Below are 13,281 nucleotides of genomic sequence, written 5' to 3'. Positions count from 1 at the left end.
TTGATGATTTTTATTTTGCAATAAAGCTTTAAATAAAATTCCATTTCCAAAACCATAAAAATATAATACAGGATAAAGTAGATATTTATCATTATAAGTATTTAGCATAGTTTGCAATTCTTTAATGGGATCTTGATAAAGTAAATTTTCATTATACCCCCCCCCATTATTTTTTATACTTGTATCTTTTAAATTGATATCTAGATTATCTTTACCTAAGATAAGTTCAAATTTACTTGATTTAATTTCTTTTAAACTTTCTTTTAAAAGAATATTGCTTAAAGCCTCAATGTTTTTGTTAAAGAGTTCTTTTTGAGTAGGGGTGAAGGTCATTGGAAATCTCCTTGTTTTAAAGCATCGCCAAATTTTATATCTTTACTGGCTTTTTTTCCTAAAAGTTCTTGATAAAATTTAGGATGTAGTCCAAAAGAAGGACGCACGGATTTTATATTTTCTTCGCTGAAAATTTCACCTTTTTTGATATCCTTACTTGCATATAAGCTTCTTGCAAAAACACGGTTTTTAAGAGCTTTTTCATCTAAGTCTAACTTATCATCGCCTAAAGCACTTTCAGCTTGTCTTACTGCATCTACCATAGCTTTAAATTCATCAAAATCAAGACTAAATTTACTGTCTTCACTTTCTATGCTTTTATCTAACATAAAATGCTTTTCTATCACTCTAGCTCCAAGTGCTACTGCCATAACAGGGGCTAAAAAACCAAAGCTATGATCACTTAGTCCCACTTCAACATTAAATTTTTCTTTTAAACTTGCTATGCCTTTTAAATTCATATCTTCTATGGCAGTAGGATAGGCCGAAGTGCATTTTAAAAAGATTAAATCAGGATTTTTTTCTTCTTTAAAAATTTCACAGATTTTAAAAAGTTCTTCTTCTGTAGCAATGCCCGTTGAAACGATAGTAGGTTTTTTTTCTTTGGCGATTAAACGCACGAAATTTTCATCATTAGCTTCAAAAGAAGCGATTTTATAGGCTATAGGATCAAAGCGTTTTAGAAATTCCAAATCTTCTTTAGCAAAGGGACTTGAAAAACAAAGTATGCCTTCATTTTGTGCGGTTTCAAAGATTTGAGAATGCCATTCATAAGGGGTTTTTGCACTTTCATAAAGCTCATAAAGTTTTCTTTTGTCCCAAAGTCCTCCTTTGATGATAAAATCTTCTTTGTCGCTATTTAGCGTGAGGCTATCTGGAGTGTAGGTTTGGATTTTTATCGCATCAGCACCTGCTTTTTTGGCTGCTTTTATGCTTTGAAGTGCCATCTCAAGACTTCCTGCGTGATTTGCACTAAGTTCTGCTATGATAAAAACTTTTTTATCGGTGTTAAAATTTCCTATTTGCATGTTTTTCTTTCTTTGGTAAATTTCCTGACTAAAATGATATATAATTATATTATATATTTCTTCAATTTATATATTTATATTATATAAATATTACGACTTTGTTATGATTTTGCTTGGTTTTATTCAAAAAATGCCATAGGGATTTAAATCATAGAATTCATTCATTTTTTAATTTTTATATAATATAAATATATAAAATTATAAAATAAAATTTAATTATAACGATATATATATTTAAGACTAATTAAAGGAAATTTATGAAATTTTGTAAAAAATGTGTGATGCCAGATACTAAGCCTGATTTACATTTTGATGAAGAAGGTGTTTGTGATGCTTGTCGTTCTCAAGAAGTTAAAAATCAAAATATTAATTGGCAAGAAAGAGAAAAAGAATTTTTTGAGCTTGTAAAAAAATACAAAAAACATCCTGTTTATGATTGTGTTATCGGAGTAAGTGGCGGAAAAGATTCTACTTTTCAAGTGGTTAAAATGCTTGAATTTGGACTTAATCCTTTGTGTGTGTGTTTTGAGCCTAGCGTACCTACGAAAATAGGGCGCAAAAATTTAGACAATTTAAATCATCTTGGCGTGGATTTGATCCATATCAAGCGTGATCCAAAAGTTTATCAAAAACTTGCCCGTGAAGCTTTTATAAGAACAGGGGATAATGAGTGGCAAAACCATTTGGGAATTTTTACTTCTGTTCCACGCATAGCGGTAAATTTTGGAGTGCCTTTGATCATCTGGGGAGAAAGTCCGCAGATAGAGTATGGCGGTCCTGCGAGTAGTAAAAATAAGAATATTTTAGGCAGAGAGTGGCTTGAAGAATTTGGCGGGCTTTTAGGAAATCGTGCTTCTGATATGCTTGGGGTAAATGGTATCACTGAAAAAGATTTGTTTTTATATACTTATCCAAGTGATGAAGAACTTCAAAGAGTAGGGGTTACTGGGCTATTTTTAGGGTATTATTTTAAATGGGATTATAAAAAAATTCTTGAAATTTCTAAAAAATATGGTTTTTTAACTCTAGATCATCCTGTTGAGACTACTTATGAAAATTTTGAAAATTTAGATTGTTATTCTAATCATGTGCATGATTATTTAAAATACTGCAAATACGGCTTTGGTAGAGCAACGGATAATGCTTGTTTGGATATTCGTTTAGGTTATATCAGCCGTGAAGAAGGGGTGCGTTTGGTACAAAAATACGATGGCAAGCCCCCTAAAAAGGCTATTAAAAAATACCTTGAATTCAGTGGTTTTAGCGAGGAAGAATTTCAAAAAATAGTAGATTCTTTTACCAATAAAAAAATTTTTAAACGTGATGAAAATGGTAAATTTATAAGAGATTATGATGGTTCTTTGGTAAGAAAAGACGAGTGTGTTTTAAAATGATAGCGCTCATTGATTACAAGGCGGGAAATTTAAACTCTGTTGCAAAGGCTTTTGAAAAAATAGGAGCTATAAATTTCATAGCTAAAAATCCAAAAGATTTGCAAAAAGCAGATAAATTGCTTTTACCTGGAGTGGGATCTTTTAAAGAAGCGATGAAAAATTTAAAAGAACTTGGTTTTATAGAAGCTTTAAAAGAGCAAGTTTTAGTACAAAAAAAACCTATTTTAGGCATTTGTTTAGGAATGCAACTTTTTTTAGAAAGGGGCCATGAAGGTGGAGTTTGCGAAGGACTTGGTTTTATAGAAGGTGAAGTAGTCAAATTTGAAGAGGATTTAAATTTAAAAATCCCACATATGGGTTGGAATGAGCTTGAAATTTTAAAACAAGATCCTTTGTATCAAGGCATAGATAATAAGAGTGATTTTTATTTTGTGCATTCTTTTTATGTAAAATGCAAAGATGAGTTTGTAAGTGCTAAAGCACAATACGGACATAAATTTGTTGCATCTTTACAAAAAGATCATATTTTTGCTACACAATTTCACCCCGAAAAAAGTCAAAATTTAGGCTTAAAACTTTTAGAAAATTTTATAAGGCTTTAAATGTTAAAAACTAGAATTATCCCTTGTGTTTTGTTAAAAAACGGACAACTTGTTAAAAGTATAGAATTTAAAGATTTTCGCACTATAGGGCATTTAACTTCAACAATGAGAATTTATAATGCACGCAATGTTGATGAGCTTATTATCTTAGATATAGATGCTTCAAAAAGTGGAGAAATAGATTTTGAAAGTATAGAAGATCTTGCTAAAGAATGTTTTATGCCTTTAACTATAGGTGGCGGGATAAAAACCCTTGAAGATATACAAAAGATTTTAAATTTAGGTGCGGATAAAATTTCTATCAATTCTAAGGCCTTAGAAGATATGGATTTTATAAGTAAAGCGGCTAATCGTTTTGGTTCTCAATGTATAGTTTGTTCTATAGATGTTAAAAGAAAAGGAGGGCAATTTTGTGTTTATGACAGGGGAAATTTACTCGAAAAAAGTCCTTTAGAACTTGCTTTAGAATATGAAAACAAAGGAGCTGGAGAGCTTCTTTTAACTTCTGTGGATTTTGAAGGAAGGGCAAAGGGTTATGATTTAGAACTTTTAAAGATCTTTCAAAATAAACTTAAAATTCCTCTTATTATCAATGGAGGACTTAGCAATCCAAGTGATGGAGTTGAGGCTTTAAATTTAGGTGCTGATGCTTTAGCGGGTGCTTATATTTTTCATTTTTCTAAGTATACCCCTAAAGATGTAAAAGAAGAATTAGCTAGGCAAGGCTTTGCAGTCAGATTGCTTTAGGCAAATATGGTAAAAATCTTTATCTTCATCATAAATAGTAAAATGATTTTGTTGATATAATTTTAAAGCTTTACGATTGTCTTTGAAAACATAAGCTTTAAGAGTATTTACTTTTAAGTTTTCAAAAGCGTATTTTATAATTTCATTCATTAAAATTTGTCCTACGCCTTTTAAATTAGGTTTTGCGTAAAGTCCAAATTCGCAAGTTTGATTTGTGATATTATTAAAATAAATTACACCAAAGGCTTGATTTTCTTTAAAAAGTAAAAAATATTTTTTATCTTTACTTGTTTTTAACTGTTCTATAAAATTTAGATGTTCTTCGAATTTGATTGATTTGTTTAGCATAAATTGACCAACGCTTTCATCATTGCGCCATTGCCAAACAAGTTTTAGTTTATCTAAATTTAGCGTGATAAAATCTTTATAAATAATCATTTTATACCTCTAATTAGCTTAAAAGCTTCAGCATTTTTTAATCCCACCCTTAAACCATGATATTGTGCTTGAAGTTTGATACCATCTAAGCTTCTTGGATGTGGAAATTCGCAAAGTTCTGATTGATAATAAGACATGGCTTTGATTTTATCTTCTAAAGTATCACTAATATCAAAAAATACATTAGGACTAAAGCTTGTAGGATAATTCCATTCTGTAGATGAAAGTACTTCAAAACTATAAATTTCTCTTACATTCTCATTAATCAAAGGACGAGTTGCGGTTAAAACAGCTTTGAAGGTAATTTGATGATCGATATTTAAATCTTTAGCATAATGAGTAAAGATAATATCAGGTTTAAGTATATTTTTGATTTTTTCTATACTTTTAATAATATCAAGCAAAGGTACGCTATCGAAACGATTATCGGGAAATTTTTCTCTAAAAAGCTCTTTAATACCTATGCTTTGATTGGCTTTTAAAGCTTCGTTTTCTAAAATTTCAAATTCTTTATGTTTGATTTCATTTTTATTTGCAACGCGACTTGTTTTACCTTCTCCAAGTATTAAAGTATAAGCTTCGTAACCTTCTTTAATAAATTTTGAAACTGTTCCAAAACAGCCTAAGACTTCATCGTCTGGGTGTGCGGCTATGATTAGAATTTTTTTCATAAATTTTAAATTCTCCTTTAAGGTGGTTTTTTTTATTTTTAACTTTTTTAAATTCAATTTTTAAATTTTTAAGCTCTAAAAAAGCTTTAGGATAACTTGGTGCATCCAGTATTCTTATAAAATCAAATATTTTTTCTAAATTTGGATTTTCCAAAGAATTTAAACAGCTTTGATCAGGTGTTCTTCTTTTAAAAAAGGTTGGCTTGCCATTTTGAGGAATGGGTTTTGGATTGTTTTTTAAAATATAAGGAATCATTTTGAAAAAAATAATTTTTGAAGCTTTTTTATAAATTTTTTGGGCACTATCTTTGGAGATATCTAATTTACATTTAAGATAAATATCGCCTGCATCTAAATCTTTACACACTTTTAAAGCAGAAATTTTTGTTTTTTTAATATTTTGTAAAATTAAATTTTGCAAAGGAGAGCCACCCCTACCAAAAGGTAAATCACTCATGTGAAAAACTATACATGCATAATTTTGATAAATTTCATCAGGAATAATGAAAGACCAATGTGGAAAAAAGATATATTTTGGATTGATTTTTTGTATATAGTTTACATTTAAATCTTCTTTTGTTTTAATTAAAATGAAGTTATATGCAGGCAAAATTTCACGAATTTTATTAAAATTTTTTATATTCCATTTTTTTAAGGTTACAATGATTATATTTTGGTTATTCAAAGTTTATACTCCACTTCATAGCCTTTTTTAGCAAGCCAAGTTGCTGTAGATTTTTGATTTTTAACATAACAAATAGCTTTGAAATTTGCCTTTAAAAGCAAGGCTTCATTGACTAAAGAACTTGCACTAATGATGAGTTTATTGCTTTCATTCATCAATTTTGCAATATTTTCATGATCGATAAATAATCTAATATTGTTATGTAATTTTGCAAATTTTTGCAATTTTTTAAGATTAGGATTAGAAGAGCTGGTTGCAATGCTGATGATTTTTGTTTTAGGTAATTCGCTAGCAATTTGTAAAGAAAGGTTTTTTATATCAGTTCCACCCATGCAAATGAAAAAATCATATTTTTTTTCTCTATTTTCTTTGGCCTCTTGATAAAATTCTTCCCTGATTAAAGCATAAGAAAAACCACATCTTACTTCGCATTTAAAAGGCACTAAACCTTCATAATCACTTGCTTTTGCATAGGCATTGACATTGAGTAAAATATCACAATGATGAGGCTTTATTTCATCATCAAAGCTTAGAATTTTCACCCCTGTTTCAAGCTTGATCAGTTTTTCATCATCTACGCTGATGCCATAGTGATCAATGATAAGAAGTTCAAATTTTTCTTCTTTGATGAGATTGATAAGCTCGTAGATACTTTCGCTACTAAGCTCATAAACAGGATAAGGAATTTCATCGATCAAGGAGCCTTCTAAAGGCAAGCAAGCAAAACTTACATCGCTATATTGTTTAGCTAAGACTAGATCGCGTTTAATGTGTCCAAAGCCTATTTGACTGGAGCTATCGCTTCTAAAAAGCACTTTCATGATTTACCTTATAAAGTATTTTTGCAAATTCCAAATCTTGTATGGTGTCTATATCGCAAACTAAATTTCTTGGCAATACAAATACACTAGAATGAGGTTTAAATATAAAATCTTCTTCAAGCCAAGCTTTGCTTGTACCAAAATAAAAAGCTCCTGCATCATGATAAGCTTTTGTTAGATCTTGTGAACGACTTTTATAATGTTTTTCATCAAACATATAAACTTGATTGTTTTCATTTAGATAAAATGCCCTTTGTATAGGATACTCAAACTCAGTAGCAGCAAATAAAAACTTGCTTTGATTTTGTATAAATTTTTCATAGGCTTGTTTTAAAATGTTTTTATTTAAAAGCGGAGCAGTAGCATAAAGGCAGCAGACATGATCATAAATTTGATTTTGGCTTTGTAAAATTTCTATGGCATTTTGCACTACAGCAGTGCTTGAAGCATAATCATCGCTTAAATTTTTATCACGCACAAAAGGAGCTTTTGCACCGTATTTTAAGGCTACTTCTATGATTTCTTCATCATCGCTTGAAAGCACCACTTCATCAAAAATACCTGAATTTAAAGCATTTTCTATGCTATAAGAGATTAAAGGTTTACCTAGAAAATCAATGATATTTTTTCTAGGAATTCTTTTTGATCCACCACGAGCAGGGATTATGCAAAGATTTTTCATAGTTAAGCCTTATTTTTGTGTTTTATTTTACTAAAATTTAAGTATAATTGTCTTTAAAATACAATAAAAGGCTTAAAATTGCTTATAAACCAAACCTTTGAAATTGATTCTTGTGATGATGTAGAATTAAATATAAAAAGAACTAGCAAACTTGAATACCGCATTAGCTATGATGATGAAAAAGAGATTAAAGCTATAGTTTTTATAGTGGGTGGCTTTGGAGCCAATGCAAATATTTCTTTTTTAGATTTTGATAGAGAATATATCGCTAAAAATTTTGATGTTGTAGTGGTACATGTTTTTTATCATTGTTTTTGTGCAAGACAAAGTATTGATCAAAAGTATAATCCAAAGCTTATTCCCAATCAAGATGATTTAGAGCGTGTAAATGGCATTTTAAAAAATATTAATTTGGGACATTTATCGGTTAATAAAGATAATTTTGAACAAATTATCCCTTTTATCGAGCAAAGAGCTGGAGAAATTAAACAAGCAGGTCTTGTTGACAAAAGTCAGAAAATAGAGCTTTTTTGTGATTTTATCCCACCCAATGGAGATTATCAAAACTATGGCATTATGGCAGCTATTGATCATATCAATGCTTTAAAAGATTTAGTTAAACGCTTTCCAAAATTTGCAGATTTACCAAAAATTTATGGGGGGGGGTCTTATGGAGGATACTTAGCCTTGCTCATAGCAAAAATAGCTCCTTGGTATGTGGATGGCGTGATTGATAATTCGGGAGTTTGCTTGCCATTTTTAGCACATATTTTGGGAAGAGATATGAATCAAGGAGAATTTGTTTTTGAAGGAGATAATAATAGAATTTATTGTTTTGTGCAAAAATATTGGACTAGAAATATAAATTCTTCTTATTATTTTGGTGATGAAAATTATTTAATTAGAGCTGTTTTAAACTCAAATCATCTCAAAATTCAAGCAAGTATGAACAATAATACTATCTTTATAAGCTATCACAGCATGCAAGATATGGGCGCTCCAGTGCAAAATAAAATAGAGCTCTATGAGTGCTATAAAGAATTAGGATATGATGCGACTTTGTATTTGGTAAAAGATGAAAATGATATAGATGGTAGATTTATAAAAAGTCTAGAGCACGGTCTTAGAATGACCGATAGGGCTTTATTTAGAAAAGAACTTCCTTTGATGCTTGAAAAACTACAAGGAAGAAAATTTGATATGAGTAAAAATTCTATCACTTATCCTTGCAAAGACAAGCAATTTATTTTTAAAGATAAAGATGATAAATTTGAGCTTGAAATTGTTTAAGATTATCGTTAGTAAAGTTAAGAAAGGATTGCTAGGGAGGGGCTTTGTAGATGGATATTTCCTTGCCTAATATAAAAATTAAATTTATGATTTTTTTAAAAAAAGTGAAATATTTTTGTATAATGATTTGTTTAAGTGGTTAATTTCTCTTGGTGAAAAAGGTGCTACCAATAATAGAAAAAGACTTTAAAATAATTTTCTGTTGAAGATGGCAAATGAGTTGCTTGAGTTGATAAATAACTCTAATTTTTCCACCGCATTGTTTTAGCCTATGCTTAAATAAAATCTACGCTTGAAACATAGTATATTTTTTCAAGTATTAAAATCAATAATTTCGATAAAGTTTTTAATTTTGCTAAAATCAATTTTCAAACTCATGGCATTAAAGGTAATTCCTGTGCCAAAACTAGCCATAAAAACTTGTTTTATGCCCCCCCCTTCCTCCATTCATAGTTTGCCAAATCAAAGGCTAATTTATTTATCGTAACATCGCCATAATTTTTTAAAGTTTCATCATTTTTAATTTCTTTGAAATTTAAGAGTTCTAATAATTTAGTTTTTATAAAATTATTTGCACTTCCAAAGAAAAATTCGCCTATTTTGCTTTTATCAAGTTTAAAATTATCAAAAAAATCATCAAAAAATCGAGGAAAATTTTCATTTAAGTGAGAAAATGTGAGATTTTTGTCCATATCGATAAAATCATTTGCTTTTTTAAAGCATGTTAGAGGAAAAGTTTCTTCTGTGGCTAATTTGGAAAAGATTTTTTGCGAGAAAAAAGCTTTTTCTTTTGTATTAGATTTTTCAAGCAAAATAACACTAGCACTGTCGCTATTACTAAGGTAGGTGATTTTATCTTTTTTGGGTATTTTTTTACTTTTTACACTTACGCAAATGAAAGCTATTTTTTTGATATTTTCATTATCTAGTAAAGAAAAAGCTTGCATTAGGCCTTGTAAAAATCCTGGGCAAAAAGCAATATTATCAAAACACAGAGTTTTTTCACTTAAACCAAGATTTTTATGGATTAAACTTGAAAGTGCAGGGGCTAGAAAATCTGGTGAAAAACTATAAACTAAAAGTACATCAAGCTCATCTTTTAAAAGCAAATTTTCTCTAAAAAGCTTTTCTAGTGCTTTGCTTGCTAAATCACTTGCATAGATATTATTAGGGCTTATGAAATGATGATTTATACCGGTATTTTGCTTTAAAAGTTCGTATTTTTTCTGGTTTAAATTGCATTCTTGTAATTCTTTTTCTAAGGTATGTGGATTTTTGGGTAAAACTATACTAATAGCCTTAATATTGTGTGAGTTTAATTTTAAATTCATTTTTGCTTCTTTCTAGTATTTAATAGATAAATTGTAACTTATGAATGCTTAAAATTAAGCACAAACGGAGTATAATTTTTTGTAAAGAAAGGATATAAAATGACAGCATATTTACATATAGGAACTACTAATACAGGAAATCAAGAAAAACAAGGCTTCTTAATGCAAAACGAAGAAAAGCTTTTGCAAAAAGCTTATATTTATCCAAAAAGTCTTAGAGTGGCAAATAGGCATTGGGCTTTGGTGGATATGGTTTTAGAATTGGTTCAAAAAGAAGATATTTTAAAAAAAGAGAGTGTTTTAAGTCATATCACAAATGAAAGACTTCTTAGAACTATAGAAAATTTTAAAAGTGAAAGTGCTTTACATAAAGATAAAAAATTTATTTTTTCAGCTGAGGGTATAGTTTGGGATTTTTCTACCAAAAAACATGTAGAAATTTTAGAAAAGATTATGAGAGAGTTAGGTTTTACTCAAATTTATATTATTGTGTATTTTAGAGATACTTTGGGTTATTTAAACTCACATTGTTCTCAAGATCATAAAAACAATATGGGGTATTATTCTGCTGATTTTGCTCCGCAAGATCATCCTAGAAAATATATTTTTGACTATGAATGGATTTGCAAAACTCATGCTGAGGTATTTGGAGAAGAAAATTTGATAGTAAGACTTCTAAGGGAGGATTATGTAGGAGGGACTTTGCTTAAGGATTTTGTTTATCATTTAGGACTTGAATGGGATGAGAGTTTTGTTTTAAAACAAACCAAAAATGAAAGTTTTAATCTTTTAGGAATGGAGCTTATGTCAAGATTAAATCAAAAAGATTTAAAGCAGGATAATCTTAATTCTTTGCTTTTTATGGCAAGAAGAAAATTTGAAGGCAGTAAAGAAAAAAGATTAAAATTTGCAGTGCAAAAAGATATCGCTAAGGCTTATGTGGATTATTTTGCTTCTTCACTTGAATGGGTAAAAAACAAATATTTCCCGCATAAAAATTCTCTTTTTGCTCCTGTAAATTGGGAAGAATACGAACAAAACTATACTTTAACTCATACACTAAGCAAAGACTGGGATGATGTGGCGGATTTTATAGCACAAATTATTGTTTCTAAAAATGAAATCATCAGTTCTTTAAAAGAACAGCTTGAACTTGCAAGGAAAGATTAGTCTTTCATTGCAGTTTCAAGCATTTTTTTGATATTTTCAAAGCTTTCAAAATTTTCAGGTGTGATAAATTCTGCTTTTAAGGGTTTTTTATAAAATTTTTCTATTTCGGCAACCAAAGCCATGATATCGATACTATCGATAAAATCTTCACTTACTAGATTTTCCATACTCTCATTGATATCTGTTCTTTCTATATTGATAAAAAATTGTTTGATTTCTTGCATTTTTTCTCCTTTAGTTTTTTGAAATTATAAAATATTTATTTAAACAAGTTCTTTTAAAACCTTTCTATCAATTTTACCATTTTGATTAAGCTTAAATTTGTCGAGTTTAATAAAATTTTTTGGGATCATATAAGAAGGTAATTTATCTTTCAAAAAAGCTTTAAAATTAATTTCTTCTTCACTTTCATAAAAACAAATAATATCTTCTTTAAAAATACAAGCACTGTTTTTAATATTCACATGAGAATTTATCACGCTTTCTATTTCTCCAAGTTCTATTCTATGTCCCATATATTTTATCTGATTATCTGCTCTTCCGTAGCATAAAAGCTCTCCAAATTCATTATAAGAAACGATATCTCCTGTTTTATAGAGTAAATCTAAATAATTATCATGTAAAGGATTTTGAATAAAAGCTTGTTTGGTTTTTTCTTTGTCATTATAATACCCTAAAGACAAAGAAGTTCCACGCACAAAAAGCTCCCCTTTAACACTTATTTGTTTAGGACTTATGAAATTCATATTTTCATCAAAAACTAAAAGTTCTGTGTTTTTACATGCTTTGCCTATAGGTAAAAGTTCTTCATCTTTAAAAGTGCGATTGATGATATAAAAAGAACATACATCAGTGATTTCTGTTGGGCCATAAAGGTTGGCAAATAAGGCATTGGGTAAGTGTTTACGCCAAATATTTAGCTGTTTATTGGGCATGATTTCACCACAAAAAAGTATCTTTTTTAAGACGTTTAAACTAAAATTATTCAAAGCTTCAGTATTTGCAAAATAAATCAGCACCGAAGGTACCCAAAATATAGTGCTTACTTTTTCTTTTTCAAGACATTCTAAAATTTTATTTGGAAAGGCAAAAAGATGATTAGGTAAAAGGTGTAAAGTCGCTCCTGATTTTACACTTGAAAAAATATCTAAAATACTATTGTCAAAATAAAATGGTGCTTGATTGGCTAAAATTTCATTCTCATCAAATTTAAAAGTCTCACACACCCAAAAAGTATAATCAATCACACTCTTATGTGCTATGCTTACTCCTTTAGGAATACCTGTGCTTCCGCTAGTAAAGAAAACATAGAGTAAATTAGTATCTATGTGTTTTTCTTTAGCGTTTTTTAGCAAACTCTCATCTATATTAAAACTTTCAAAGTCTTGTGTATAAAGCGTAGGCAAATCTAAATTAAAATTTAAATCCTTTGAAGTGATAAAAAGTTTAGGTTTTAAAACCTCTATGACTTTTTCTACTCTTTCTTTAGGACTTTTTTCATCTAAAAGGGTATAAAAATTTCCACTTAATGCCACTCCAAAAAATGAAATTAAACAATCAATTCCCTTAGGTAAGATGATTAAGACAGGAGCTTGAGTAGGATTATCATTTCCTAAAGTTTTTAAAATTTCACTGGCTAGTTTTTTAGAAAAAAGATCAAAGTCTTTATAAGTGATTTCTTTTCTTTCTTTGACAAAGGGTTCTACAAAAGCGATCTTTTTACTAAATTTAATCAAATTTTTTTCTAGAAAATCGTAAATATGGGTTATCATGTTTGCCTTTTTAGTTTTTTGTATTATAATATCAATAAATTAATAAAAAAGGTCTTTATATGCTCATAAATCAAACCTTTGAAATTGATTCTTGTGATGATGTAGAGCTAGGTATTAAAAGAACCAGTAAGCTTGAATACCGCATAAGTTATGATGATGAAAAAGATCTCAAAGCTATAGTTTTTGTCATAGGAGGTTATGGAGCTAATGCAAATATATATTTTTTAGATTCTTATAGAAATTATATTGCTAAAAATTTTGATGTAGTGACAATAAATGTTTTTTATCATTGTTTTTGCCAAAGGCGTTCGGATGTT

General features: G+C 29.1%; 16 protein-coding genes and 1 pseudogene. 6 read left to right on the top strand and 11 right to left on the bottom strand.

What is annotated here, in order from left to right; all coding sequences use genetic code 11:
* Positions 1 to 333 (bottom strand): annotated as a pseudogene (locus BGS43_RS06575) (motility associated factor glycosyltransferase family protein); the annotation flags it as partial.
* Positions 330 to 1,361 carry a pseudaminic acid synthase gene (gene pseI, locus BGS43_RS06570; RefSeq protein ID WP_060786086.1) on the bottom strand — a complete coding sequence of 344 codons (1,032 nt, stop codon included), beginning with the start codon at positions 1,359 to 1,361 and terminating at the stop codon, positions 330 to 332. The gene pseI and the pseudogene BGS43_RS06575, both read right to left, overlap by 4 nt.
* Before the next feature lie 257 nt (positions 1,362 to 1,618).
* Here pseI and pseA point away from each other — a divergent pair, with 257 nt between their 5' ends.
* From pseA to wbuZ, 3 genes are read left to right on the top strand one after another with little or no spacing between them, the layout of a single operon-like run.
* The gene (gene pseA, locus BGS43_RS06565) at positions 1,619 to 2,755 is read left to right on the top strand and encodes a pseudaminic acid biosynthesis protein PseA (protein WP_096569243.1); all 1,137 of its coding nucleotides are present in this window, start codon (positions 1,619 to 1,621) and stop codon (positions 2,753 to 2,755) included.
* Positions 2,752 to 3,357: an imidazole glycerol phosphate synthase subunit HisH gene (gene hisH / locus BGS43_RS06560; RefSeq protein ID WP_096569246.1), complete on the top strand. Its 606-nt coding sequence runs from the start codon at positions 2,752 to 2,754 to the stop codon at positions 3,355 to 3,357. Before pseA ends, hisH begins: the two co-directional genes overlap by 4 nt.
* Positions 3,358 to 4,104: a glycosyl amidation-associated protein WbuZ gene (gene wbuZ, locus BGS43_RS06555; RefSeq protein WP_060786083.1), complete on the top strand. Its 747-nt coding sequence runs from the start codon at positions 3,358 to 3,360 to the stop codon at positions 4,102 to 4,104.
* Here wbuZ and pseH read toward each other — a convergent pair.
* Genes pseH through pseF form a run of 5 tightly spaced genes read right to left on the bottom strand, consistent with a single transcriptional unit; the run spans position 4,069 to position 7,401 of the window.
* The gene (pseH, locus tag BGS43_RS06550; RefSeq protein WP_042962624.1) at positions 4,069 to 4,542 is read right to left on the bottom strand and encodes a UDP-4-amino-4,6-dideoxy-N-acetyl-beta-L-altrosamine N-acetyltransferase; all 474 of its coding nucleotides are present in this window, start codon (positions 4,540 to 4,542) and stop codon (positions 4,069 to 4,071) included. The two genes, wbuZ and pseH, sit on opposite strands and share 36 nt — an antisense overlap.
* Entirely contained in the window at positions 4,539 to 5,213 is a 675-nt protein-coding gene (locus BGS43_RS06545) for a PIG-L deacetylase family protein (RefSeq protein WP_042962621.1), read from the bottom strand. Before BGS43_RS06545 ends, pseH begins: the two co-directional genes overlap by 4 nt.
* Positions 5,173 to 5,898: a formyltransferase family protein gene (locus tag BGS43_RS06540; protein WP_096569240.1), complete on the bottom strand. Its 726-nt coding sequence runs from the start codon at positions 5,896 to 5,898 to the stop codon at positions 5,173 to 5,175. Before BGS43_RS06540 ends, BGS43_RS06545 begins: the two co-directional genes overlap by 41 nt.
* Entirely contained in the window at positions 5,895 to 6,719 is an 825-nt protein-coding gene (gene pseG / locus BGS43_RS06535) for a UDP-2,4-diacetamido-2,4,6-trideoxy-beta-L-altropyranose hydrolase (RefSeq protein WP_044600721.1), read from the bottom strand. The genes BGS43_RS06540 and pseG overlap by 4 nt, the downstream gene beginning before the upstream one ends.
* Positions 6,703 to 7,401: a pseudaminic acid cytidylyltransferase gene (pseF, locus tag BGS43_RS06530; RefSeq protein ID WP_096569237.1), complete on the bottom strand. Its 699-nt coding sequence runs from the start codon at positions 7,399 to 7,401 to the stop codon at positions 6,703 to 6,705. The genes pseG and pseF overlap by 17 nt, the downstream gene beginning before the upstream one ends.
* Before the next feature lie 78 nt (positions 7,402 to 7,479).
* Here pseF and BGS43_RS06525 point away from each other — a divergent pair, with 78 nt between their 5' ends.
* Positions 7,480 to 8,691, top strand: a complete 1,212-nt coding sequence (locus BGS43_RS06525) for a DUF2920 family protein (RefSeq protein ID WP_096569233.1) — start codon at positions 7,480 to 7,482, stop codon at positions 8,689 to 8,691.
* Positions 8,692 to 9,003: 312 nt separating this feature from the next.
* Here BGS43_RS06525 and BGS43_RS10140 read toward each other — a convergent pair whose 3' ends face one another.
* Positions 9,004 to 9,138: a hypothetical protein gene (locus tag BGS43_RS10140; protein WP_255296938.1), complete on the bottom strand. Its 135-nt coding sequence runs from the start codon at positions 9,136 to 9,138 to the stop codon at positions 9,004 to 9,006.
* Complete coding sequence (locus BGS43_RS06520) at positions 9,117 to 10,022, bottom strand: 3-oxoacyl-ACP synthase (RefSeq protein WP_257841441.1); 906 nt, start codon at positions 10,020 to 10,022, stop codon at positions 9,117 to 9,119. Before BGS43_RS06520 ends, BGS43_RS10140 begins: the two co-directional genes overlap by 22 nt.
* 99 nt (positions 10,023 to 10,121) lie before the next feature.
* On the opposite strand from BGS43_RS06520, the gene BGS43_RS06515 reads away from it, so the two are divergent.
* Positions 10,122 to 11,192: a hypothetical protein gene (locus BGS43_RS06515; RefSeq protein ID WP_057045021.1), complete on the top strand. Its 1,071-nt coding sequence runs from the start codon at positions 10,122 to 10,124 to the stop codon at positions 11,190 to 11,192.
* Here the strand turns inward: BGS43_RS06515 and BGS43_RS06510 are convergent.
* On the bottom strand, positions 11,189 to 11,416 hold the full coding sequence (locus tag BGS43_RS06510) for an acyl carrier protein (RefSeq protein ID WP_002777686.1): 228 nt from the start codon (positions 11,414 to 11,416) through the stop codon (positions 11,189 to 11,191). The two genes, BGS43_RS06515 and BGS43_RS06510, sit on opposite strands and share 4 nt — an antisense overlap.
* A 39-nt stretch (positions 11,417 to 11,455) precedes the next feature.
* Positions 11,456 to 12,964: an AMP-binding protein gene (locus BGS43_RS06505; protein ID WP_058001538.1), complete on the bottom strand. Its 1,509-nt coding sequence runs from the start codon at positions 12,962 to 12,964 to the stop codon at positions 11,456 to 11,458.
* A gap of 59 nt (positions 12,965 to 13,023) precedes the next feature.
* Between BGS43_RS06505 and BGS43_RS06500 the strand changes: the two genes are divergently transcribed.
* Positions 13,024 to 13,281, top strand: a 258-nt coding sequence (locus BGS43_RS06500; RefSeq protein ID WP_141085298.1) for a DUF2920 family protein, incomplete at its 3' end; no start/stop codon positions are given.

It is taken from the genome of Campylobacter sp. 110 (assembly GCF_002383965.1).
Classification (GTDB): Bacteria; Campylobacterota; Campylobacteria; order Campylobacterales; family Campylobacteraceae; genus Campylobacter_D; species Campylobacter_D coli.
This window is presented reverse-complemented; position numbering and strand designations above follow the sequence as displayed.